The sequence below is a fragment of the Shewanella sp. MM_2022_3 genome (assembly GCF_022557375.1).
Lineage (GTDB): Bacteria > Pseudomonadota > Gammaproteobacteria > Enterobacterales > Shewanellaceae > Shewanella > Shewanella xiamenensis.
Genome location: NZ_JAKZGV010000032.1, coordinates 1 through 23,136, shown reverse-complemented (window position 1 = coordinate 23,136; position 23,136 = coordinate 1). Strand labels below are relative to the sequence as shown.

The window sequence follows — 23,136 nt, the reverse complement described above, 5'->3', positions numbered from 1 at the left end:
CTAAAGAGGTATGCGAAGTGCCGTAGCATATACAGACCGGCGGGCCTAACTGTAGCATATACTAATGTTGTCGCAAGTTTGTCATATACGCGTGAGTTGGTGTTATTGGGTACCGAGTACAATAAAAAAAACAAGTAAAGTTACTTTTTAGCAACAAAATACCTGAGAAGATGTTGTTAAATGTGTTTAAAATCAAAAGTTTAATTGTTGTTGATGATCTATTATTTAGATATTGTATTAACTCAGCTAGCATAAGCATTAGTTCAATGCGATAGCCATCATCCTAGACCATAGTATTAGGGCGTATTGACGTTTTGAGTGTGAATTTTATTCGTTATGGCAAGCTCGTGCTTGCGAAACGAGGAATGATTATTGACGAGTAAAGCCGTCAATCAACGTGGATTTAGCGCTTACACTCGCATTCGCGCAAACATGTCTGCTCTGTGCCTTAGGAAAGCCGAGTGGTTTAATTTAATATCTAGCTGCATCTTTTAGCTCATGGGTTGAGTTTGATTTCGGTTTTTGGCTTAAATCGTTTAGAATCTTCGGCGCATTTTTCATGCATTATGCTGCGTTGGTAAGTGTTTCTCCTCCTTCTCGTTGCGGCCGGGTTCGCTAGATATAAATAAGGTAAGTATTGATGACTGAAGCCTATCAAAATCGCTTTGGTGGCATAGGCCGCTTGTACGGGCAAAAAGCGCTTGCGAAATTTGCAGCATCTCATGTCGTGGTAATTGGTATTGGTGGTGTGGGCACTTGGGCGGCTGAGGCATTGGCAAGGAGTGGTATTGGTCAAATTACCTTAATTGATTTAGATGATATCTGCGTGACCAATACTAACCGTCAAATTCATGCGCTTACCTCAACTATTGGCGATTCTAAGGTTGCAGTTATGGCCAAACGGATCCGCGAGATTAATCCTGATTGCCAAGTCAATGAAGTAGAAGATTTTATTACGGTCGACAATCTGGGTGACTATTTACTAGGTTCTCAGTCAGGCTGCAATATTGATTATGTTGTTGATTGTATTGATGCGGTTAAACAAAAAGCAGCGCTTATTGCTTGGTGCAAACGTCAAAAAATCAAGATAGTGACCGTAGGTGGTGCTGGTGGGCAAGTTGATCCAACACAGATCCAACTGACTGATTTGGCTAAGACCTATCAAGATCCGTTGCTTGCAAAAGTGCGTAATATTCTCCGCCGTGAATATAACTTCTCCAAAAATGTACAACGTCGTTTTGCTGTGGATGCCGTTTTTTCTAGTGAACAGCTCGTTTACCCTCAAGCTGATGGCTCGGTTTGTAGTACTAAAGCCACCGCCGATGGTAGCATGCGGATGGATTGTGCTTCGGGGTTTGGTGCTGTGACTATGGTCACTGGTACTTTTGGATTTGTAGCGGCGAGCCGTGTCCTTTCTCGATTGGCACAATTAGCTAACGAATAATCCAATTTGTATGTTTTATTGTTCTAAATATTTTCAAATAGTGAACTCGTGGTGAGTGGTTATCTTAGGCGCATCGCATTGGTTAAGAGGAATGCGAATGTTAAATTGCGCGCCGCCAAGTGAAGAGTCTGCTTGATAGCTCATTGAACCTTTTAACAAGGTGACCGCATTAAAGGCGGCGGATAAACCTAATCCTGTGCCGCCTTTACTTCTATTGGTGGTAAAGAAAGGCTCGAACATATGTTCAGCGACTTCGGGGGGGATTGCGACGCCATTATTTTGGATGCTGATATTCACAAAACCCTGCTCAATACTGGCGGAGATTTGTATCTGATTATCTTCTCGGTCTTGAAATGCATGGGTATAAGCGTTGGACAATATATTACTGACGATTTGGTTTAATAGACTCACATTAGTTTGAATATTTAAGTTGGGATCGACTTGTAGGTCGGTTTTTGCGTTGAGTTTAGGATGCATTATCAAGCTAGACGCTAAAATCTCTTTAAGCTGCCTTTGCAGATTGATGCACTGATGCTCTTCGTGGCTGCGGTCGATAGCAATAGTCTTGAATTTTTGAATTAGGCTGCTGGCTTTGGTGATATTACGAACTATAAGCTCACAGCTTTGTTGATACTCGTCCAAAATCGCATTGATTTCGTCGAGTGTCGCGTGCTCACTATGGATAAGCTCTATGAGTTCTTCTATATGGTTTAATTGCGCGCTGGCCGCCGTTAAGCAAATACCAATGGGGGTATTAATTTCGTGCGCCACACCAGACACTAACCCTCCTAAGGCGGCCATTTTTTCCTGTTCAACTAACACCTGTTGTGCGCGCTTTAGAGCGGCTAAGGATTGCTCTAACTCTTGGGTTCGCTCTTTAACTTGTCTTGCTAGTTCTTCCTTATAACTACGTTCGAGTTTCAGTAAACGCTCTCTATCTTCTAATGCTGTTTGTAACTCGGCTTTAGAACTTTTCAGTGCTTCAAATGAGCTGCGAAGTTGCCCTTGCATGCTGTTAATCGCATCAGCAACTTGTTTAAACTCATCGATTTTCTCCTTACGTTCAAATTGAAGGGGTTCGAAGTCCGCGTCTAAGTTAATCCGTTTGCAGTATTTACTGAGTTTATCGAGATGTTTAGTGATGTTGTACCAGACTAAAAATAGAATAAATCCAGCGACTAAGAAGGTTTTTATGCCATTGGAGAGTAAAATAAGGATGGCTTTATCGTAAAGGCGGTCATAAATGGCATCCATGTCTACTTGTACTTCTAAAGTACCAACGTTGATATTGTCGGTCGGTGATTTATACACCAGAGGAAAGATTTTATTTAAAGTATGAGTTGGTTTTGGGGTTCCTCCGTTCCACGACTGGCCACTATCATCTTTGATTGAAATGTAGTTAATATCAGGTAGTTGGATGAGACCATTCAGTTGGGTGTTAATCAGTCTTTCATCTATTACCCAAATACTTGCAGCTAATACATCGAGGTTAGCTTTCTCGATATTAGAAAATACCCGATCAATCCGACTAACATCGCCCCGATAATCGCTAATGAGTTGGTAGGCTGTCGTCATTAGCGTGATTAAGGAGCTGAATAGCACAATTGACAAGGTGAGGTGCCTACCAATCGGGCTTTTTATAAATTGACTGAAGAATGTCAGCATCTTAAATAATCTTTATCTGATAGCAAGTTGGATGCTTATAAGCATAGACTCAAGCTTAAAAAATTTCGCATGTTATCCCAGTGAAAAATCCCTCAATATTGAACAAAGCAATGGCATCAAACTTGCTTGGTCTTGGCTAAGTTCAATTTTTTGTCACTGGGATAACACTATGATTAAACTCAAATTCGATTCAGTGAAGTTGTTTAACCCTAAGAAGGTAATGTTTCGGGTTATGCTGTGGCTAATGGTGAGTTGTGCGGTTTTATTGGCGATGCCGTCAAATATTCTTACTTTGCTGGCACTGGATAAGTTTGTACCCGAGCACGCACATTTTGTCGGGCTTGGACTTATTATCTCGATCGCGTATTTTTTAACTCAGTTATTGAACTTGGGATTAGATGAGTCGATTCGTCATTTAAGTGATAAGCGCATCACCGAGACCATTGAAGCAAAAGTTAATTTGCTGGATCGTGCAGAGCGAGCATTATTACGAGAATTCTTTTTGCAAGGAGCCACTATTTTGACATTGCCGCAAAACGAACCCGCGGTAAAAAGTTTGCTCAGTGCGTGTATCCTCGAATGTTTAGGTAATGAACGTCATTACGCAATCCAAGGGCCCACAGCAGACTATAAAATTTCGATGAAAGCACGTATCTACTTAAATCGGGGCGTTTTACGTTTACCAGCAGGGGAACCAAGTGAAGAAGAAATGCAACATCTGATTAAAGCGCGCCCGCAGTTTCTCAATGGCTTAGTTCAAAACCGTAAACACGCAGCTTAAGTGTAGCGTTGGCTCTAACGCGAAATTACAGGCATAAAAAATGGGGGTTAATGGAACCCCCATAACAACGTGCAATTTTTACAAGCTACAATGAACAGAATAACAATTTGGAAGCAAAAACTACGATTGTTGCGCTGACTTCACGATAAACATCCAAGTGATATAAGAAATTATCCCTATAGTGCTAAAGATAACGATCATTGAAAGTAAACCAATTGGGTTACCGAACATTAAATCTAACCAAAATGCCATGATTGAAATCCTCTTTCTTGTGAAGTCATCCATACACTAGCGCTCTTACTGTCAGCAAATACTGATCCTGATCAATAAAAAATCGACGTCCTAAAACAATCTTGTAACCAAAGATTAACCCTGTGATCTACTTCAAATTTAGCGGGTGATGAAATTTTATCAAACTCAATCTTTTGGGCTTTGTTTCTTACTTCATTCGGGACTAGTCTTAAGAGTAGTAACTATTAAGTGATACCAAGAACAAGGTATTTGCTAATCCGTTTTAGCATTGATTGAAGTTAGACTGCATTTTTGAAGGAGCCAAAAATGGCTAGCACCACTGTTAAAAAGGGCACTATGGGATATGGTATTATTTTCGCTCCTATGGTCTTACTTTTATATCCCCTTTATTGTTTGCTTAGTAGCGCGCATTGGGTTGCAACCTTATGTTTAATCGCACTTGCCCTTATTCTATTTTTTAACATTAACAAACTTATCCGTAATCTGAGGCACCTCGAGCGTGCGGCTCATCACTTGGGTGACGGTGATTTGAGTTACCAGCTTGATGAGAAAGATGCGGGAGTGTTTCACACTGTCGTTCACAGCATCAATCGCATGGGCGAAGATGTGAGTCGTACTATTCTATCTCTAGTTGATACCAGCGAATGGATGAAGAAGGTCGCCACCGACATAAAGACGATTAGTGAGCAGGCAAAACAAGGCGTTTTGGAGCAAGAACGTCAAACCGAGCTTGCGGCAACGGCGATGACCCAGATGGTTTCAACCGTACAAGAAGTGTCACACAATGCGGCTAATACCGCGCAAGCCGCTGATATTGCGCAGACTTCAGCTAAACATGGTGATGAAGTCATGGGCGCTATTGTCAATAAAATCAGCGATATGACTTCGCAAATTCACCAAACAAAAGCAGTGATTGAACACCTTGCCGCCGATACGAATAGCATTAGCAGCATTATTGAGACTATCTCGCAAGTGGCCGAACAAACCAACTTATTGGCTCTTAATGCGGCGATTGAGAGTGCCCGAGCGGGTGAGCATGGCCGTGGATTTGCGGTTGTTGCCGATGAAGTCCGTAATTTGGCAAAACGTACCTCAGAGGCGACCGCCGAAATTCAACAGCAGATAACCGCATTACAAAAGGGCGCTCAACAAGGGGTTGAAGTGATGTTAAAAAACGTCACTATCGCCGATGAAACCGCCTTGATGGTAGAGAAAGCGCATCAATCTTTGGGTGAAATTGTCACTCACGTTGAAAGCATTACGGATATGTCTCATCAAATTGCCACTGCATCGGAAGAGCAGCATGCAGTTGCAGAGGAAATTAACAAAAATATCAACGCGATGACTGAATTAGCGTTGAAAAATGCACATCATACTAATCTAACCAATCTATCTAGTCTTAAGGTTTATAATATGTCTCAGGAGATTGGTTCACTGCTACATCGTTTCCATGTGGATAAGCAGCTATTTACCTCTAATCAAGCCCAAAGCCAACTATTTGTAAAATGGGGGCCAGAACTTGATATCGGTATGCCGGAGATTAACCGCCAGCATCAACGCTTAGTCTCTCTTGTTAACGAATTGCACCGTACCTTAAGCGAAGCCTATGGCCTCGAAGCGATTAAACGGATTGTTCAAGGACTTGTGGATTACACCGCGAATCATTTTTCCTATGAAGAAGAGTTGTTTGCTCGTTTTGGATACCCACAAACTATTGCCCATAAGGAGAAACATGCGCAGCTTGTTGGTCAAGTGCTTGATTTTCAAAAGCGGGTTGGTAGAGGTGAAGATGTGGCTGACGAGTTAATGGCATTCTTAAAATCTTGGTTGGTTAACCATATTCAAAAAAGTGACAAGGAATATACGCAGTTTTTACTTTCCCATGGCGCTGAGTAGATTAAGATGCTGTTTTAAGAGTCATCGAGCAATATGCAAGGTAAAATTAATAGACGCCGGATTTTTGAGCGGTTAAAACTAATTTGCCAACAAGGTCTTTAAAAGGGCTTGCCATTGTCTTTGGCAAAGGTATAATTCCCAGCACTAAAGCCAGCTAGTTGTTTTTATTAGCTCTAAGTATTGATAATGCCAGAGTGGTGAAATCGGTAGACACAGCGGATTCAAAATTCACTGTGTTACAATATCAAATTCACTAAGCTGTTGATTAAAAATGTTAATTGAAAATGATTAACACGCAAAGACGATGCAAAGATTTGCAAAGTTTTTGAAGCTCCAAAGTTGTGCCAGAGTGGTGAAATCGGTAGACACAGTGGATTCAAAATCCACCGCCCTTAAAAGCGTGACGGTTCGAGTCCGTCCTCTGGTACCATACAAATAGCCGACATTAAGTCGGTTTTTTTGTATCTAAAATTCAGCATTGTTAGATACTTACCGCTTTATGTCCAGCTTTTTGTTGGTACACACATGCCCTTCAAGATCCACCACTCCGCACATACCGATTAGGTTAGATCTTTAATCGTCGTAGTTTTCCCATTTTCCATTACCGACTTGATCCCGTTGTCCCTTGCTGCGGTACTCGAATACATTTGGCTAGTGCCAATGATCTGATGGTTCGCGGCTTTTAGGTTGAAGTACGGCTTATCGTTTTTCGCCACTTCTTTGGCATATCGGGCTTCGATAGGGGAGTTGGTTTGAACGGATTCGATACCATTCATGGCACCACTCTTACCCGTGTAGAGTTCGCTGGTGAGGATGACTTCTCCGTTACCAGCCTTAAGCACAAACTTAAATTGATCGTTACTGCTTTTGCTTAATTCATACCATCCTGACATGGGGTTGCTCCTTCTTCTTTAAGGTATTGCATAGCGCAAGCAAGGAAACCATTTCCTGCTCGTGCCTCAGTCTAGTCGACTTTATCTGGTTTGATATGTGCCGATGCCACATTTTGAGTGTTTTGAGGGTTAGTCTGTCGAAATACTGACATTAAAAGCATCCATTTCCTGCCAGTAACACAAGAAGTTTTGCTCCCAAATGGGGTAAAGCTCTGCTGCCGCTTCAATGACTAATAGTCCGCTAATGGACTGAAACACGCCGCAGCTAAAATCAAAGTCCAACTCCTTCACTAATTCCCATTGCCCCGCATAGCCGACATAGCAAAAGTCGGTGATGTAACATAACTGCCATTGGTCTGCACCTTTCTCTAGCCTGATTTCCACAGGATGAAAGCCGCCCGTTTGTGGACTGTAATCGGGGTCGCGAAAGTTAATTGTGACAGCGTTGCTATCAATATTTTTCACGAGTTCTGCCAGTGCTTTGGCAAAGACAGGTGACACGGGTAATGGTAGGTCGGTATTCATGGTTTTCATTATTTAACCCTCAAAAGTGGCAAAACAAAGGGGGCATCGTGTCCCCCTGTTGTTGGTATGGAATGTGGGTGATGTGAGTTGTCACTTACTGGCTTTCGTGCTGGCTTTATCGGTGGTGGGCTTATCGGTGCTGGCCTTCTTACCTATCTTGGGTGCGGGGGCGAGTAACTGCTCGTCTAACTCGCCTTTCTCCACGGCATCAATGACCACCTTAATCACTGCTGGCAAGTTGGCCTTTGCACCCACATCAATAGCGGGGCAGCCTTTTTCCAGTTCGATGGGTTTGTTACTAATCCGCACTTCAAAGTAGTAGTGCTCGTTGCTGTCATAGAACCAAGGTCGGACGATGTAACGGCGGCGAATTTTCTTACGCTCACCAGTCTCTGGGTCTTTAACCGAGCGCTCTTTGTAGGCTTCAAATTCACGGCCTTCAATCATGCATTCGGCTAACGACAATTGCTGGTCTAGCTTATCGAGTAGCTTCATTCGTTTGCCGAGCACAGGTGGCTTAGGGGCAATTTCAGGGCGAGCGATTACCTTGAGAGAACTCAATACTGTGGTCATGGTGTGTTTCCTTTAGTGGGTGTTAGCGGATAAATCCGATACGGGGTTGCCCTTGTTTGCGGTTGTTCTCGGTGGTGAGTAGCGCTAGGGCGGTTGCGCGGTGGTCGCGCTTGGGTTCAAAACGTTGGCGTCTTGCTAGGATGGCAAAGTCGCCGGGCGTTAATTGGTTTAGGGTGTTTAGGGTTGAGACTTCTTCATGGGTCAGGCGCTTAATGCCAAGGACTTGCCGATACAGCGCTTGGCGTTGGTCACTCGTTAAATAGTCACATGCCAACTTGAAATCAAAGCGGCGCATGACCGCACTATCAATACTAGCAAGGGCATTGGTTGCAGCGAACACGGGCAGAGTGTTGCACTCAAGCTGTGATAGCAGTTCGTTAACGAGCTGCACTTCATGCAGCGCTTGAGCACTATCGCGTTTGCTGAGCAAGCTGTCGACTTCATCGATGAGCATCAGCTTTTGCTGTTTGTGCGCTTCTCTGAAGAGCCTTGCGATGTTCTGCTCGCTGTCCCCGACATACTTACTGAGTACGTCAGAGCATTTGATGTGCATCAGCTCAAAGCCGTGGGTGTCAGCTAAGTGATGTACCCATGCTGTCTTGCCTGTACCAGGGGGACCACTTAGCATCACCCTAATCGGCATGGCCTGCTTAACGGCATGGTTAATCGAGGCCAGTGTTTCTACGGTAGTCATACTTGCCGCATCATCACCGCCTTTGAAGTTGACCATGTTGCTATCGAACGCCAGTTCCCCTTGATACTTTGGCGGCGGCGCTTCTTCACCACAGGCTTCTAAGGTGGCATCAATCACTTCATCAATAAGGACTTCTGCCTTGGCACCTTTGAGCTTGAGTGTCATCGCCACATGGGCTGCATTACCAACCATTGCGGGGGTGACATTAGGCTTTTCTGCCAGTAGCAGGTGATAGTCCTGTGACACTTTAAGCGGTGTTAGTAAGTGCTCATTGATGGCATAGGCAAAGGGTTCATCGGGTACAGGGACTTCCATCACCAACTTAAAACGGCGAATAAAGCTGGGTTCTAACAAGCCAACATGGTTGGTGATCCAAATGGCAGGGACAGGGTTTTGCTCTAACGCCTGCATCAACTGTTCTTTGGAATACTGTTCATCGGCTTGCACGAACAACGCTTCACACTCATCGACCAGTAACAAGCTGTCATTGCTGTGAGCCAGTAGACCTTGTAACAAGTTCAGGTGAGCAAGGCGTATGCTGGTTGCCTTTGCGATATTGTCATTTCGGTATTGGCTCTCGATTAACTGCTGACTTTGGACTTCCAGTAGATTGCGCTTAATCGTCTTTGCCAATGTCCGAGCCAGCTCAGTTTTACCTGTACCCGCTTTACCATAGAGCAGGATATTGACGCCTACCGAGGGCTTTTGAGTAATGGCAGCAAGGTAGTTAGCCAGTAAGTCAGTGTTCACATGCCCAAATTGCGACAGACTAAATTGTGCCTCGGGGCTTTTACTTAGCATAGGGGCTAAGAAGTCGACCGCGCTCGTTAACTTCTGCGACACTAAAATGGATACCAGTACGCTTGGGAACAGCAATCGGTAAGGTGCATCCAAGGTCGCCTCTGCAATCAGTTGATAGCGCTCGAACACCGCTAACTGCGACAGGATGACCTCTAAATCAAGGGTTGTCTTAGCCTGTAGCATTCGTTCAAGTACATCAAAGTCATCATCAATCAGGAATTCGGTTAACTCCCTGAGTCCGGCATTGGCATTGATGACAATCAAGAATTCTACTACAGGTTGCATCTGCGGCATTAAGCCAAACAACTGACCAAGAAACTGCGCATTATGCTTAACCGTTGCCGTGTTGAGCGGTGCGCGGTCTTTGCTTGGTAGTTTGAGTGATGCATCTTCTAGGCTCAGGCGAAGAAACGGCTCCATCTGCTCGCCTGTGATTGCGCCCAGTATTGAGGATGGCACTTCCTTATCGACGGTAATGAGGGCAAAAATCAATGCTTCACTAAACTGTGAGGCGAGGTAGTGGCAATGATTGGCGCGCCATTTACGGGGGGATTTTGCACGCTTTAGCATTTTGTTTTCCCGCCCCGTTCATTCGGTGCTGACACATAGTTCAGGGTGGCAGCGGCTTCACGCATAAAGGCATCACCGCGCTTGTCATAAATGGTGGTGGTGCTGATATCCGCATGGCCTGCCATTTGGCGCACGGTGTTGATATCAACGTTTTGCTCTAGTAGCCGAGTAATAAAGGTGCGGCGCAAATCATGGGGGGATGCACCCATTACGCCGATATCCCCTAGCTTGTCTTTGACCAACCGATAGAGCGCATCCCGACTCACGGGGCGGTAATGGACCATAATGCCAGTCGTGCGGCAGTGGCAAATGAGTGGTCCTGAGTGCATCTTGCGCACGTTGAGCCAAGCGATGACATGCTGTTCAACCCAATCGGGTAAGAACAGAATGCGGCTCTTGTTGCCTTTACCTGCAACCACCTTAATCGTTGACGTTACACTGTCATAATCGGCAAGTGTCAGTGCCGCGAGTTCACTACGACGTAACCCAGTTCCGAGGAACAGCGCAAAGATAGCTAATGTACGAAGTCCATACGTGTCTTGGCGTTTGGAAAGTAAGGCGAGTAGCTTAGTGACTTGCTCAGCACTCAGGGGATTACCCTGATGGGCACCGTGTTTCATGTTAGCGATGCTATTGATATGCGCGACTTGCTGCATATCGGCTTCACCCATTAAGGCCGCGACTTTGACAATACTCTTAATCGCAGTCATCGCACGGTTAATCGAGCGCGCCGACCACTGCTCGTGGATTAGCAATGCGCGTATCTGCATCGCTTGTTGATAGTTAATGCTGCTGAGTTGCTTGCCTATCGCTTCGTCAGGCCAGTCCATTAGCTGTGCAATGCTGCGCATCTGCGAAGCAATCGAGCGCTGACTGTTGGGCGCAAGACGGCTCAAATAGAGCGCATAAGCAGTCGCTGTAGTCATAGATAACTCCAGTAAGAATAGATTGATATGTTGCTAGGGGATTGAAACAGAAGGGAATAGTGATACCACACTGTAAGAGTATGGTATCACAAGAGCGGCTATTTTTCAGCCGCTGTTTTTGACACGGTTAGCTTGGCTAAGCTTTGGGCGATATGATGCACTTTCGTAACTTACGCAGCACTTTCTCTTGCATCGATTTAAATTGTTTACGATTAATAAACATTGCATGGCGTTGAAGCATTTCACTTCGTGCCATAAAGGCGGTTTCATCGTACTCATTTTTCAAATAAACCATTAGACCATCTCTAAGTGCTAATTTGCGTTCTGCCTCATTTAAATTGCTGAGTATGTCAGGGTTATAGATTTCGACAGATTTAAACAAGTGACTCATTTTATGTAGGTCTTGCAGCAACAAAGTGCTTCCAGACTGCTGGGGGCGGTAGACGTTTTCATATCGTGAGATGGATAAGGGGTTACCGTCTTCATTAATGAGCATCGATAGCCTATTCTTGGCCTGTTTATGCGACTTCTCTAACAACTTTTCTGACTTACTATAAACAACGATGTGGCTATCACCTTGCTTGCAGATGTACATCGTTTGAACAAAGCGCATTTCCTTATGCTCATGCTGACTGTGGTTACTAAAATGTTTAACCTTTGGCTTATCTACAATCACTAAGGGAGTTGAAATACAAAACAAATCTATGGCGACATCACAACGAGTGACCTTAGCGTTTTGCATCTTGGCCTTATAGTCCTTAATGCACTTAGAGTGCTTAAGTTGATAGAAAAACTCACTAATCTGTTTAGGCGTAAACCTCGCCGGAATAAGCTCAAATCTTAGCTTATTGTGCTTGGTGGCACGACTTTTAGCGTTATCACCAAAGAAAATGCGTATCTGTGCAGTCTTATCAGTCTTTAATGAGAATGTCAGTAAATCACTATAGAATTGGCCATTCTGGCGCTTAGTTTTTTTCTTAGAGCACTTGAATTGAGTGCTTTCATAGATAGACGGAAATTGACGGTATAGCTCATTCATCTCATCTTCAGCCACATCCACAGTAATATGCAGTTTATCGATGATGGGATAACACGCCCATGCCTGCGGATTGGCTAATTGAGATGCAAGCAAAATACTCTGAAGGTGCAGGCCTTTCGCGCTATCAGAGACATAACCTACAGTGGCATGTTGCAATGCGTATTTCAGCGCTTTTGTGTCCATCACGTTTAGCGCTGTATGCTCGGCTAGACGTAGGTGCATAGACTTAGAGACAAACGCGTTATGGCTAACACGATACTCAGGGATGGCTTCTAGATAGTTATCTGGTGTAATGTGAATATCATTGTTAGTGTGGTCTAAGTACTTAGAACTATTAGACATAGTACTATTAATGATTGATTTAGATGATTTGTGTTTCATTAGAATTCTCTCTGTAAACTGTTAAATAGAGGGGAGGGATGCCTCCCCATCACAAACCGAATTAATCAACGATATTGACAATTACCTGCCATTTTTCAGAGGGACGTCCGGTCTTCTTGTTGGTATTTACAGATTTAATAACCCCTTCATTGACCAGCACTTCCAGTGCCTTTTTGGCTTTGTCGTTGTCATTTTTGATCCCAGCCCAATTGCGTTGAGTGATATCACGAGTCGTGAAGCACTTATTTTCATCCACTAGTTGATTGATGTGTTGAAGGATTTTCAGTGCGTTTGTCATCATTGGAGATTCAACGTTCCAAAGTTTTTTCTGGTGACTGAAGTAATGCATTGCCAACTTCCAAGCCATGTCTAGATCTTGCCCAATAAGTGTCTTGAGTGTGAAAAGGGAGTTAGGATCTGCTTCATATTGACGAAGTACAGCTATGATAAGTGCCAGACTTAATATCATGTCGGGGTACTTTGATAGCTTGTTCTTGATGCTGGTTGGAATTGCGTTTGATTGCTGTGCTTTGATGATTTTTTCTTTATATGTCTTGAAGTTACTTTTGGCATCATCATCCAGTGTGACGTTGACAAAATCGGTACTGCCACTTGTGTGAAGATAGAAATCAGAAAGTAGTTTTTCAAATGTTTCAAGACAGTTGTCAGTATCCGAATCTAAACTCAAGTTAGCTTTTCTAGGGCCAACCACTTCCTGCTCGCTCGGAAATGCAATGAGTTGAATGCGGTCAAGATAACCATCATCAGGCCATTTCCCTGACTCAATGTTGTTGATCGATTTTGCAATGGTCGAAGGTTGTGTCGTTCCAAGTAGGCTAATGATTGGTGGATGCTTTGTGCGTGTATTGTTAAATGCAGTGACATTCGTGTATTGGTTCTTACCGTCCATTCCTTCTATCACAAAACGTCGCAATTCCGCATGTTTGCTAGAGTACATATCTGTCAGCAATGGTGTCATTTCATCTCTGTAGATCAAAATTGGCTCGGTTTGGCTTTCCGCAAGCCCAATACATCCTTTCATCGTTACTGTTTGTAAACAGAAGGTTTTTTCCAATGGACGCTTTGGGAGAGGGAGAAGACTATTGACCAATGCATCAATCTGCTGCCTTAGATGTTCGATTTGAAGAACGTCTATATCCTCTGATTGGCTATTTAGGTTGACAAGTTGCGCATTCAACTTTTGGACTGTATTTTCAACAGCTTTATTGTGTGATTTTGCCTTCAATTGTTCTATTTTGAACTGTTCACAATCAAGTTCATACTTTTCGTTAGCATGTTGCTGTACAAGGTTAAGGATACTGACAATTGCAGATACCGGCGCAGACTTTCGATTACCAGGATTGGCTATCACAATGCCAGACAAGTTAGGTGTTATGACGTGAAGTTCATTATCTACGTCAGGTTGAATTTTAAAGCGATTAGCAATAGCTGCACTCAAAACTACTAAAAGAGGCACGACCGAAAACTCAATACGCGATTCGGTTTTAGCTGCTATTGATTGAGCAATTGCTTGTCCAAGCTTTGGCAACACAAGGTGTGTCTTTAACGGTTTTGTTTGAGAGAGAACACGTTTTTTGAAATCAGTTAGAAAGAATAGCTTTGGTTTCTCCACTGTCGTCTGTTTAGTGGCCTTAGTCTTTTCTGCTTTTTTCTTAGCTTCCAATTTGGTTAATGGATTACCAGACTTATGAACTTTGGATTTTACGTTTTCGGGTTTGCGTTTAATTTTGGAGATTGACATAGAAAACCTCTTTAACTTGTTTATGGAAATCTGCTTTGTGAAGTCCCATAGCAGATATGCCTAGTTTATAGAGGTGTATTTGGCGCAATCGGTGTTGTGGTTTTTAGGGGGGCTAACGAAATGCGGTTATGTTGCCAGAGCGAGCCCCATCTGAGGGAAATATCAGTAATTCTTTAAAAAATACCATTAGAATTTTATGTAAATCATTGTAACTAATTGTAACTAATTGCAATTAATTTCGGAAAGATGTTATTTTTAATAATTATGTATTTGTATACGGATAGATGTCAATGACACAAGACAGAGCTGAGTGGATTGGGGATTATGAAGAACATGAAGACTACGGTTTTTACCGTGTTAAAGGCGTTGATGTAGATGTGCTAGGTTCGAATGACAAGCGCCGTCGCCTACTTACTCCTAAGCTTTTGAATGGCTTCGTATCATATATTTCGAGAAAAAAAGTAGTTAAAAAGCAAGTTAAATCAGTGGAATTGTTTATTGAAATTCACTCAAAATTCAAGAAAGAGTTCGGTCAAAGAAAAAGGAGAGATGAATACATTTATTTGTGGATGTGTCTATATGAGCAATTGGAATCAATTAAATCAATATTTAAGGACTATTTGAATTGTGAACGCTCTAATGCTAGTTACGAAAGAACGAGAAAAGAGCGAAAGTTAAAGAAGAAAAATCTAAAGAGAGATTGTTTAAATGGCGAACCTCTAAAGCTGGAAAAACTAAAAGAAAGGTATTCCATCGGTGCTTATACAATTGAAGTTGATTTTGAGAGCAAACAGTCAATACTGCTACCTAATAGTGTGAATCGTTTACCTATAGATTTTGATACCATTTTGGAGTTAAATCTGTACGTCAAGGTTGCTAGAAGTAAAGAAGCTGAGTTTTCCACATTTAGAAAGAAAATTGAATCAGCGGTTGTTGGCATATCTTCTTTAAACAATGGAAGATTTTCATCTAAAAAACATGTGCAGTTTTGGCAAGAGTTTACTGGTGGGTTAAGCAAATGTACTAAGCACATTACAAAGTTTAGAGATTGGAGAAGAAAGCAAAAGGCCGCTGATTTGGTGGTACGTCGCTTGATTGACTATGTTCTTCCTTGGAAGAGTTAGTTCTAGAGACTATACTTTTAGTTCTCATAAGGGGAAATCCTTCTAGAGATCAGTGGCATTCATGCAAAAGCCCTACTTGCGCTAAGCCAAATCTATACTATCGTCATGTTGATAAATGGTATTTTGATTCTGCGCTAAGGATGGCTAGTCTATGGTTTTCAGACCTATACGTGTTCTTGTCGCGACAGCTGCGTTAACCACTTTCGGTTATGCTGCCATGTTTTTATACTCCCTAACTCAGCCTCAATGTATTGATGACTTGTCGGAGGTTTCCGATGTTGCGTTGCTCAGAGCTAAGCAGGGCGACACTTCACCAATGCACATCAGTGCTACATTCGATAAAGAAAAGAACCAATGGTGTTATGTCGAGGTCGTTCAATAGATCTTGCTAGCTGCTATTCTGCGACTATAATTACTGTATATATTAACAGTGGTTCATTGCTATGCGTGTTATCCCTATTCCTGCCCGTGCTGGCATTACAGGTTTTGAGTCGCCTGCGGCTGAATACACTCAGCTAGGTCTAAGTTTGGATGAGCTATTGGTCGACCACCCTAGCTCAACTTTTATGGCTTATGCCCTAGGGGACTCGATGCAAGATGTCGGCATCTTTGATGGTGATATTCTCATTGTTGACCGCCACGAGACGGTGCGAAATGGCGATGTCATTGTAGCCAATTTAAATAGGGAGTTTGTCTGTAAAATCATTGATATCCCCCGCCGTTTACTGCTTTCCTCTAATCAGCAACACCTGCCTGTCATTATTCATGAATACGACGAGTTTAGTATTGAAGGCGTAATCACTCGTTCTATTCGTTGCCACCGTAAAAGTCCTGTATTGAGTAAAAAATTGGGTAAAAAGTAGATGTTTGCGCTAGTCGATGCCAATAGCTTTTACTGTAGTGCGGAACAAGTATTCCGACCTGATTGGCGTGGTAAGCCTGTTGTTGTGCTCAGTAACAATGATGGGATGATTGTTGCCGCCAATAGGCAGGCAAAAGAGGCGGGTATTCAGAAGTTTGTACCTTACTTTCAAGTCAAAGCACAGTGTGCGGAGCGTGGTGTGATTGCGTGTTCATCTAATTATGAACTGTATGCTGACTTGTCTAGCAAGATGATGGATATCATTGGCCGCTTTGCGCCTGAGCAGCATGTCTATAGCATCGATGAAACGTTCTTGTCGTTTAAGAACTGCTATCCAGCGATAAAATGTCTTCATACTCAGGGTCAATTGATAAGGCGGGCAGTTTGGAAAGAAGCTCGCTTACCTGTTTGCGTGGGGATAGCGGAAACTCTGACCTTAGCAAAACTGGCTAATCATGCTGCTAAGAAGATTGAGGGTTATAAAGGGGTTTGTGTTATCGACAATGACCAAGACCGAACCGCTATTCTAAAGCAGCTAGCAATACGTGATGTTTGGGGAATTGGGCGCAGGCTTAGTGCAAAGCTTGAACTGATGAATATCCGTACTGCATTTGACCTAGCGAACATGCCAGCAGGATTAGCCCGTAAACAGTTCAGCATTGAAGTCGAGCGCACAGTACGAGAGCTTAACGGCCAAGTATGCAAGGTGTGGGATGAAGCGAGGGCTGATAAGAAGCAGATATTCTCGACAAGAAGCATGGGTGAGCGTATCACTGATTTTGAATCGTTACTGCAAGCGCTGAGCAAGCATGTGGGGATTGCAGCAGCTAAATCACGCAAGCAAGGCTCGGTTTGCAAGACGATGCTGCTATTTGCGAGTAACTCACCCCATGATGAGCGCCCTGTTAGCTATAAAACCGTGGTGCACTTTCCTTGTCCGACGAACTGTACGATAGAGTTGACGAAAGCAGTGTGTGAAGCCGCCCCCAAGCTATTTCGTGAAGGTGTACGCTATTACAAGATAGGCGTAGGTTTGATTGATTTAGCGAGCGAGAAACACAGCCAATTAGACTTGTTCAATCCACCGACAGCAAAGCCAGCACTGATGCTTACACTCGATCACATTAACCAACGCTATGGCAGTGATACTCTGTTTATCGCAGCTCAAGGCATAGAGCAAAAATGGGCAATGCGGAGGGATTTGTTAACGCCCCAATACACTACTAAATGGCGAAGTATGCCGATCGTTAAGTGCTAACGAAGTTATGCCCCAAAACGAGTTGACTCGTTGTCTGTGGCGCAGTCAAACGCAGACTTTCTCGCCTAGAAATTCTCATCCAATTCACTCAAATTTTGCAATTCTTTGAAATGCCTAAAAGCTGGACAGGCATACAGTCATATTGAAATTATGACGATTTTTATCCCAACTTCGTGCGCGTATTCACATTCCAATATAAATAAATATGATTAAAATCATGCAATTATAAAACCTATAGGTTAGATAATAGGTTTGGGAAACGCGCATGCGCATTTTTCCAGATGGTATATTTAACAGAATGCTGATAAGTTCTTTGCATACAGATAGTTAACTGTGCACGTTTTCACTGGTCCAACGAGGTAAACGCGCATGCGCACTAATAAAATGTTATATCAATAAGTGAGTTGAGAGTTATATGGCGAGAAAGAAAATATCTGATGCGATACTAACGGAATTATTTACCTTGAGTGCTCGTAGGTGTGCATTGTGTTTCTGTCTCGAAGCTGATTTTAAAGAGAAAAGCGGACAGGTTGCTCATTTAGATCAAGATAATTCAAATGACAGTTTAAATAATCTGGTATGGTTATGCCTTGAGCATCACGACAAATATGACTCTAAAACCAGCCAAACGAAAAACTATACAAAAAATGAACTTATAAGCTATCGAGCTAGGCTGTACGAAAAGGTCAAAAATTTTAACGCCAGGAATTCTGTCCCGTCAGAAAATAGCGATCATCAAGTGATCGAAAGGGCTTTAAGCTCTCTGTTTGAATATATTCCATATTCGCGATTACTAATATTTCTCGACGGATTTCCTGAATTTTTTACACTAGATTTGATTGGCTCTCTGGAAACATGGGATCTATTTAAAAAATCAAATCCGCATATCTATCCATTTTCAGATTCTTCTCTAAATGAAAAATTGGATAAGTTCTTCCATTCCCAAGGGCGTTTAGAATGGCTTTCAGGTGCTAGTTATGAAAAAATTAATCTCTTCGTTTCTAGGCTAGACCTCCGTGGGACAAATCATAATCTTGCATTGAACCCTGAGCTTCCTATCGATGTTAGTAATAAGGTGATAGCTGAAGCTAACATAATCAAAAACGAATATGAAATATGCTACAAGGATCTTACTTCTTATATAAGAAGTAAGTATAAAAATGTATCTTTAAATTCTTGGAAGAAAAATTGATATAACAAGGTTTTCCAAGTGACGCCTACGGCGCACTTGAAAACAGCGTTAAGCGATAAATGCTCCGACTATTGGAAATAATATGAAGATAAAGTCGATAGATATTGAAGGAATTGGTGGTATAAAAGGTCTACATATAGATTTTGATGACCATATGAATTTTATCTGTGGCCCAAATGGAATTGGAAAAACTACAGTACTTGAATGTGTAGCGCATTCGTTTTCCGCCAACTCAACAAATATTCTAAAGAGAAATGTTTCGACCGAACACGGTAACTTTAGAGCGACTGTTGAGATAGATAACTGCATTCTGAATTCAAACGTCACCATTGGAGATTTTGATCCAGACAAACCTTCAAGTATTAGTGGCCTGCATCGTTATGCAGGAAAATTACTTTCGCTAAAAGTTACTAGAACATTTCAATACCAGCAGCTGCATGCGGTTTCAAAAGATGCTGATAAAAGTACCAGTACATCATTTGAAGAGGCAAAATTTGGTGTCAATATTCATGAGGTTAAGAATTGGTTTGTAAATCGCTATCTTTATTCAGTGCATAAAGGTGCACTAACGGATGAACAGCTACACAATTTAGAAATAGCAAAAAAAGCTTTTTCATTACTTAATGAAGGTTTTAGCTTCAAAAAAGTTCTTGCTTCTTCCAATGAGATAATGATCGATTCGCCAAGTGGCGAAATTTATTACGAGTATTTGTCATCTGGATTTAAGTCATGCTTGTCAATCATCTTCGGCATAATTAAGGATATAGAGCTTCGCTTTAAATCCCCTTGTATTAAAGCTGATGAGTTTGATGGGATTATTCTGATTGATGAACTTGAGCTTCATTTGCACCCTGAGTGGCAATCAAAAATAGCTAGTATATTGGTCGATGTTTTCCCAAAGATTCAGTTTATTGCATCAACCCATAGCCCCCATATTATACAAAATGCAAAACCAAATGAAATTATTGCTTTAGCCCTAAATGGAGGTGATGTGTATAGAAGGCAGTTAAATGGTGGCTCTTATGGCTTTCAGGGGTGGACTGTAGAGGAAGTTCTTACAGACGTAATGGGGATGTCTGACACTCGGACTGAAACTTACTATCAATTGATGTCAAAGTTCGAAGCAGCAATCGATTCAGATAACTACAACATAGCTAAAATAGTATACCAAGAATTAGAATTATTACTTCATCCTGAAAACCACTTAAGGAAGCTATTAAAATTTCAACTGGCTTCGGTAAAAGGTGAGGCATGATTAAGTTAGATAGATTTCCAAAGCCTAGCTTCCTTACCGATCAAAAAGTTAGTGAACTTGTAGATGAATTTAAGAAAAGTGGATCTTCAGTATGGAATGTAGATCAAATAAAGATACCTTTGCTTCACTCCAGCTTTGGTAAATGCTCGTATTGTGAGTGTGATCTAACTGAAGAGAGCAAATATATGGAAGTTGAACATTACGAAGACAAAAAACATAACCCAGATAAGGTTGTGACATGGGAAAACCTACTGCCTTCATGCAAAAGGTGTAATGGCTCGAAGAGTACTCATGACGTGATTTCCGAGCCCATATTGAATCCTTACGTCCAAGATCCTAGAGACCATTTGGCTATGAGGTTTTATCGGATGCGAGGCCTAACACCGCTAGGAAGAAATAGTATTGACGTAGTCGGTCTGAACAACCAAGAACGACTTGTATTGAAAAGATTTGAAATCGGGAGTCAGATAGCTGACTTCATTGATATGGCTTGGGAGCGGTATTCCATTTACAAAAAAAACGGCAGAACTCAATCAAAAAACAGGTTGATTAACCTTGTTGAGGGTATTCTTTCGGAGTGCCAGCCAAAAGCAATCTATGCAGCTACCACATCAACTTTAGTGCTCAGTGACACAAGCTTCAATGAGCTTGTTCATGAGATGAAAAGAGATGACCTGTGGAATGATACTTTAGATACGCTTTTGGAAAACTCAAAGGATCTAGTTCTTAAATGCGTTTAACAATTCAAAGCACACGGACGCAGCGAAGCTGCGCCGGTGTTTGAGGCGTTAGCCCATAGAAATTTTTATGCGAAATGCACCTGATACACCAACGACCTAAAACGTTTTTGTCCCAAAGTGAGCTTGTGAGTCAGTCTCTCACAGACAGATTCACGCATAAAGCCCAGAGATCTCGTGTTCGTTGTGTGCTGACATGCTTCTGAACGCCTAAGCTAGTTAGAAGTCAGATATGAGTCAAAATCTGACTATTTATGCAGTTCTGTATGCATAATCGAAGTCTATCGATAAAATCGAGCAATTCGCTTCGAAAACAGCTTAAATCTGCTCGAAAACACACGGTTTCTGCATGTTAAGCTTTATTAAAATTGAAACTCTTTATTTATTCATTACAAACTGAAAATCAGCTATATTGCTGTAATACAAATTTATTGGGGAAATACAATGTCTGAATTTTTAGAGATCTTAACTCATGCTCGTCGATTAAAAGCTTCGGTTAAAGAGCTATCTGTTGCTGAACTAAAAGATGTATACGAAAAATTAGGTAAGATCATTGCTGAAAGAGAAGAAGAAGCGAATGCTGAAGCTGAAGCAAATGCTGAGCGTATCGCGAAAATTGCAGAACTTCAGAAGATGATTGAGTCCGCTGGTTTGTCACTTGATGATCTTGGTGGTGTTACTGCTAAAGTAAAAAGCACAAGAGCACCACGTCCAGCTAAATATTCAATCGTAGTTGAAGGTGAAACTGTCACTTGGACAGGGCAAGGTAGAATGCCAACTGTTTTCAAACAACAAATTGAAAATGGCCGTTCAATCGAAGACTTTTTGATCTAAATTCCCCGCCTATAGCAGAACAGACTAATGAAAGTTTCTTCTGCCTCATTCAGCGTTGCAGAACTGGTTTAAGTACGCGATAGCAGCCCGCGTAATCTACCATAAATTGCCTATGTTACAATATTTGCCAATGGTTAATTAAGAATGTCTACTGTAACCCAAGGGAAATGTTTACGGAGGATAAATCTTTCACTATCAAGTATTTCTTCGTCAACTTTGATTTCGAATTGACCTGCTTCCTTGACGTAAAATTCATCATGCCAAGTGTTAATGTAATCGAGCAAAGCATCCATACAGACAGGCGCTTCCTGCGGACAGATAATCGATAGCGTCTTCATAACGTATCTCCATCGCAGAGTTGAGAGAACGATCCTTATGATTTAAATGTAATGCGTTTGTAAATTCAGCGCAACATAAGAAAGCTTTTGTCGGCTAAAATATCTCTTTTGGAGTAGCTGCAAATATTAGAAAATACGGCAAGCTAATCTCCTCGCTGCCCTCGACTAGCTTTTGCCCCTAAACAATTTAGGAATTTAACTCGCAAAATTTCAGTGCGACTAAATTGGCTTAGAATTTCTAATCAATATAGAGTTTAACCTTACAGACGCAACTAAATGAACTACGAGTGCTCTTCAATAGCCTTAATTACATCGCTTACGTCTTCATAAGGGATTTGAACATAAGCAGGTATTGGGAAAGTACGCATACGAATCTTACTACCAGATAAAATCTTGCGTCTAAACTTTTGAGGCCTCATGGTGCACTCTAAACCACTAGCAGGATCATAAATAATCACAGCATCTTCTTTCAAAGTAATTTCCATATTTTGCACCTTTCGACGATTTTTATCTCTAACATTATAAATGCAAAATCACAAATGTATGGTTTCAAATCACAGTTACTTGATTGTATCTTTCCAGCTGCTGCCATTAGCTGGGTAAACAACTGACATTTATGATCTTGCCAAGAGTAATTTGTGTACTAACGGGGTTGAGGCTGGCTGATTTTTGCCCCATTACGCGTTAGTAAAATGACATCTAGCTAACACAATATCAGAACATTGATCCAAATTTAGTAATGCTACAGAGTGTCTACAATTTCTGTCACGATTTAAAAACGCTAAAAACCGTTCACTATCAGACGACCTTAGTTGTGATACATATAAAGTTTCACTGTCGTGCATTACAATACAATCATCTATGATTGCGTTGAAATTGGGCGTCAAGGTAGGGGGAGGCTATGAGTTTCAGGTATAAATTGTTAAAAGTGATTCCGATTATTGTTACATGGTCTTTTTATAGCCGGTATCAAGATTTCACTTGATAGATTAGTCTATGTTTTCATAGTGCTCGCAACGTTTACTGCAATGTCAAACTCTGGCCAGTCAGATGAGAATGAAGATGAATTTATTAGTAAATACTCCAGTTGTGTTGGCAGTGTCAAAATTGACAATAAAAGCTATAGCGAGAACCAAGCGCGATCTGACTACCAAAGTGGCAAGTATTGGGATAAATAACCACTTATTTTAACTAGGTAGCTAACGTATGGGGAGCACCTACTAATCTTTTGGCAGCTTAAATATTGGTGTTTATATGGGGGCATTATTGCCAGAGAGTAATAAATTCTTTATTAATTAAAAGTATCACACTGATTATACGGTTTTAACTGAATG

At 41.8% G+C, this 23,136-nt stretch carries 22 protein-coding genes and 1 tRNA gene; 12 read left to right on the top strand and 11 right to left on the bottom strand.

The annotated features are described in order from the left end of the window. The first annotated feature begins 640 nt into the window (after positions 1-640). A complete protein-coding gene (tcdA, locus tag MMG82_RS15020; RefSeq protein WP_172591513.1) occupies positions 641-1,444 on the top strand; it encodes a tRNA cyclic N6-threonylcarbamoyladenosine(37) synthase TcdA in 804 nt (267 codons plus the stop codon). A 33-nt stretch (positions 1,445-1,477) separates the two neighbouring features. Here the strand turns inward: tcdA and MMG82_RS15015 are convergent, their stop codons facing one another. Next, entirely contained in the window at positions 1,478-3,109 is a 1,632-nt protein-coding gene (locus MMG82_RS15015) for an ATP-binding protein (RefSeq protein ID WP_047539347.1), read from the bottom strand. 169 nt (positions 3,110-3,278) lie between these two features. Here MMG82_RS15015 and MMG82_RS15010 point away from each other — a divergent pair, with 169 nt between their 5' ends. Continuing rightward, positions 3,279-3,890, top strand: coding sequence for a superinfection exclusion B family protein (locus MMG82_RS15010; RefSeq protein ID WP_047540754.1), 612 nt, complete (start codon positions 3,279-3,281; stop codon positions 3,888-3,890). A 120-nt stretch (positions 3,891-4,010) separates the two neighbouring features. On the opposite strand, the gene MMG82_RS15005 is transcribed toward MMG82_RS15010, so the two are convergent. After that, positions 4,011-4,142 carry a DUF3149 domain-containing protein gene (locus tag MMG82_RS15005; protein ID WP_011715898.1) on the bottom strand — a complete coding sequence of 44 codons (132 nt, stop codon included), beginning with the start codon at positions 4,140-4,142 and terminating at the stop codon, positions 4,011-4,013. Between the two features lie 306 nt (positions 4,143-4,448). Here MMG82_RS15005 and MMG82_RS15000 point away from each other — a divergent pair, with 306 nt between their 5' ends. Together MMG82_RS15000 and MMG82_RS14995 are read left to right on the top strand one after the other, a co-directional pair. Then, positions 4,449-6,038, top strand: coding sequence for a bacteriohemerythrin (locus tag MMG82_RS15000; RefSeq protein ID WP_047539348.1), 1,590 nt, complete (start codon positions 4,449-4,451; stop codon positions 6,036-6,038). Positions 6,039-6,381: 343 nt separating this feature from the next. Beyond that, positions 6,382-6,468: transfer RNA gene (locus MMG82_RS14995), tRNA-Leu, on the top strand. A 130-nt stretch (positions 6,469-6,598) separates the two neighbouring features. On the opposite strand, the gene MMG82_RS14990 is transcribed toward MMG82_RS14995, so the two are convergent. The 7 genes from MMG82_RS14990 to MMG82_RS14960 all read right to left on the bottom strand — a co-directional run bounded on the left by MMG82_RS14990 (position 6,599) and on the right by MMG82_RS14960 (position 14,202). Further along, positions 6,599-6,931, bottom strand: coding sequence for a YegP family protein (locus tag MMG82_RS14990; RefSeq protein ID WP_011073636.1), 333 nt, complete (start codon positions 6,929-6,931; stop codon positions 6,599-6,601). Positions 6,932-7,060: 129 nt separating this feature from the next. After that, positions 7,061-7,465, bottom strand: coding sequence for a DUF2787 family protein (locus MMG82_RS14985; RefSeq protein WP_241407040.1), 405 nt, complete (start codon positions 7,463-7,465; stop codon positions 7,061-7,063). Positions 7,466-7,546: 81 nt separating this feature from the next. Next, positions 7,547-8,029: a hypothetical protein gene (locus MMG82_RS14980; protein ID WP_241407039.1), complete on the bottom strand. Its 483-nt coding sequence runs from the start codon at positions 8,027-8,029 to the stop codon at positions 7,547-7,549. A gap of 22 nt (positions 8,030-8,051) precedes the next feature. After that, positions 8,052-10,094, bottom strand: a complete 2,043-nt coding sequence (locus tag MMG82_RS14975) for an AAA family ATPase (RefSeq protein WP_241407038.1) — start codon at positions 10,092-10,094, stop codon at positions 8,052-8,054. Continuing rightward, a complete protein-coding gene (locus tag MMG82_RS14970) occupies positions 10,088-11,020 on the bottom strand; it encodes a site-specific integrase (protein ID WP_241407037.1) in 933 nt (310 codons plus the stop codon). The genes MMG82_RS14975 and MMG82_RS14970 overlap by 7 nt, the downstream gene beginning before the upstream one ends. A gap of 136 nt (positions 11,021-11,156) precedes the next feature. Then, the gene (locus tag MMG82_RS14965) at positions 11,157-12,440 is read right to left on the bottom strand and encodes a hypothetical protein (protein WP_241407036.1); all 1,284 of its coding nucleotides are present in this window, start codon (positions 12,438-12,440) and stop codon (positions 11,157-11,159) included. A gap of 61 nt (positions 12,441-12,501) precedes the next feature. Beyond that, positions 12,502-14,202 (bottom strand): DUF3987 domain-containing protein, encoded by a 1,701-nt coding sequence (locus tag MMG82_RS14960; RefSeq protein ID WP_241407035.1) that lies wholly within the window; start codon positions 14,200-14,202, stop codon positions 12,502-12,504. Positions 14,203-14,492: 290 nt separating this feature from the next. Here MMG82_RS14960 and MMG82_RS14955 point away from each other — a divergent pair, with 290 nt between their 5' ends. The 8 genes from MMG82_RS14955 (at position 14,493) to MMG82_RS14920 (ending at position 21,464) form a co-directional block, all read left to right on the top strand. Beyond that, positions 14,493-15,326 (top strand): hypothetical protein, encoded by an 834-nt coding sequence (locus tag MMG82_RS14955; protein WP_172591505.1) that lies wholly within the window; start codon positions 14,493-14,495, stop codon positions 15,324-15,326. A 151-nt stretch (positions 15,327-15,477) separates the two neighbouring features. Next, positions 15,478-15,708 (top strand): hypothetical protein, encoded by a 231-nt coding sequence (locus MMG82_RS14950; RefSeq protein ID WP_172591504.1) that lies wholly within the window; start codon positions 15,478-15,480, stop codon positions 15,706-15,708. 61 nt (positions 15,709-15,769) lie between these two features. Beyond that, the gene (locus MMG82_RS14945) at positions 15,770-16,189 is read left to right on the top strand and encodes a S24 family peptidase (protein ID WP_172591503.1); all 420 of its coding nucleotides are present in this window, start codon (positions 15,770-15,772) and stop codon (positions 16,187-16,189) included. Further along, entirely contained in the window at positions 16,190-17,446 is a 1,257-nt protein-coding gene (locus tag MMG82_RS14940) for a Y-family DNA polymerase (RefSeq protein ID WP_241407034.1), read from the top strand. 415 nt (positions 17,447-17,861) lie between these two features. Further along, complete coding sequence (locus MMG82_RS14935) at positions 17,862-18,638, top strand: hypothetical protein (RefSeq protein ID WP_241407033.1); 777 nt, start codon at positions 17,862-17,864, stop codon at positions 18,636-18,638. Positions 18,639-18,720: 82 nt separating this feature from the next. After that, positions 18,721-19,893 (top strand): AAA family ATPase, encoded by a 1,173-nt coding sequence (locus MMG82_RS14930; RefSeq protein ID WP_241407032.1) that lies wholly within the window; start codon positions 18,721-18,723, stop codon positions 19,891-19,893. Continuing rightward, positions 19,890-20,633 (top strand): HNH endonuclease, encoded by a 744-nt coding sequence (locus MMG82_RS14925; RefSeq protein WP_241407031.1) that lies wholly within the window; start codon positions 19,890-19,892, stop codon positions 20,631-20,633. The genes MMG82_RS14930 and MMG82_RS14925 overlap by 4 nt, the downstream gene beginning before the upstream one ends. A gap of 441 nt (positions 20,634-21,074) precedes the next feature. Next, entirely contained in the window at positions 21,075-21,464 is a 390-nt protein-coding gene (locus tag MMG82_RS14920) for an H-NS family nucleoid-associated regulatory protein (protein ID WP_241407030.1), read from the top strand. Positions 21,465-21,598: 134 nt separating this feature from the next. Here the strand turns inward: MMG82_RS14920 and MMG82_RS14915 are convergent, their stop codons facing one another. Both MMG82_RS14915 and MMG82_RS14910 read right to left on the bottom strand, forming a co-directional pair. Further along, the gene (locus MMG82_RS14915; RefSeq protein ID WP_241407029.1) at positions 21,599-21,802 is read right to left on the bottom strand and encodes a hypothetical protein; all 204 of its coding nucleotides are present in this window, start codon (positions 21,800-21,802) and stop codon (positions 21,599-21,601) included. 281 nt (positions 21,803-22,083) lie between these two features. Further along, positions 22,084-22,287, bottom strand: coding sequence for a hypothetical protein (locus MMG82_RS14910; RefSeq protein WP_241407028.1), 204 nt, complete (start codon positions 22,285-22,287; stop codon positions 22,084-22,086). Between the last annotated feature and the right edge of the window lie 849 nt (positions 22,288-23,136).

Coding starts and splice junctions, on each gene's coding strand:
- tcdA (WP_172591513.1), top strand. CDS start 641: ATGACTGAAGCCTATCAAAATCGCTTTGGTGGCATAGGCCGCTTGTAC.
- MMG82_RS15015 (WP_047539347.1), bottom strand. CDS start 3,109: ATGCTGACATTCTTCAGTCAATTTATAAAAAGCCCGATTGGTAGGCAC.
- MMG82_RS15010 (WP_047540754.1), top strand. CDS start 3,279: ATGATTAAACTCAAATTCGATTCAGTGAAGTTGTTTAACCCTAAGAAG.
- MMG82_RS15005 (WP_011715898.1), bottom strand. CDS start 4,142: ATGGCATTTTGGTTAGATTTAATGTTCGGTAACCCAATTGGTTTACTT.
- MMG82_RS15000 (WP_047539348.1), top strand. CDS start 4,449: ATGGCTAGCACCACTGTTAAAAAGGGCACTATGGGATATGGTATTATT.
- MMG82_RS14990 (WP_011073636.1), bottom strand. CDS start 6,931: ATGTCAGGATGGTATGAATTAAGCAAAAGCAGTAACGATCAATTTAAG.
- MMG82_RS14985 (WP_241407040.1), bottom strand. CDS start 7,465: ATGAAAACCATGAATACCGACCTACCATTACCCGTGTCACCTGTCTTT.
- MMG82_RS14980 (WP_241407039.1), bottom strand. CDS start 8,029: ATGACCACAGTATTGAGTTCTCTCAAGGTAATCGCTCGCCCTGAAATT.
- MMG82_RS14975 (WP_241407038.1), bottom strand. CDS start 10,094: ATGCTAAAGCGTGCAAAATCCCCCCGTAAATGGCGCGCCAATCATTGC.
- MMG82_RS14970 (WP_241407037.1), bottom strand. CDS start 11,020: ATGACTACAGCGACTGCTTATGCGCTCTATTTGAGCCGTCTTGCGCCC.
- MMG82_RS14965 (WP_241407036.1), bottom strand. CDS start 12,440: ATGAAACACAAATCATCTAAATCAATCATTAATAGTACTATGTCTAAT.
- MMG82_RS14960 (WP_241407035.1), bottom strand. CDS start 14,202: ATGTCAATCTCCAAAATTAAACGCAAACCCGAAAACGTAAAATCCAAA.
- MMG82_RS14955 (WP_172591505.1), top strand. CDS start 14,493: ATGACACAAGACAGAGCTGAGTGGATTGGGGATTATGAAGAACATGAA.
- MMG82_RS14950 (WP_172591504.1), top strand. CDS start 15,478: ATGGTTTTCAGACCTATACGTGTTCTTGTCGCGACAGCTGCGTTAACC.
- MMG82_RS14945 (WP_172591503.1), top strand. CDS start 15,770: ATGCGTGTTATCCCTATTCCTGCCCGTGCTGGCATTACAGGTTTTGAG.
- MMG82_RS14940 (WP_241407034.1), top strand. CDS start 16,190: ATGTTTGCGCTAGTCGATGCCAATAGCTTTTACTGTAGTGCGGAACAA.
- MMG82_RS14935 (WP_241407033.1), top strand. CDS start 17,862: ATGGCGAGAAAGAAAATATCTGATGCGATACTAACGGAATTATTTACC.
- MMG82_RS14930 (WP_241407032.1), top strand. CDS start 18,721: ATGAAGATAAAGTCGATAGATATTGAAGGAATTGGTGGTATAAAAGGT.
- MMG82_RS14925 (WP_241407031.1), top strand. CDS start 19,890: ATGATTAAGTTAGATAGATTTCCAAAGCCTAGCTTCCTTACCGATCAA.
- MMG82_RS14920 (WP_241407030.1), top strand. CDS start 21,075: ATGTCTGAATTTTTAGAGATCTTAACTCATGCTCGTCGATTAAAAGCT.
- MMG82_RS14915 (WP_241407029.1), bottom strand. CDS start 21,802: ATGAAGACGCTATCGATTATCTGTCCGCAGGAAGCGCCTGTCTGTATG.
- MMG82_RS14910 (WP_241407028.1), bottom strand. CDS start 22,287: ATGGAAATTACTTTGAAAGAAGATGCTGTGATTATTTATGATCCTGCT.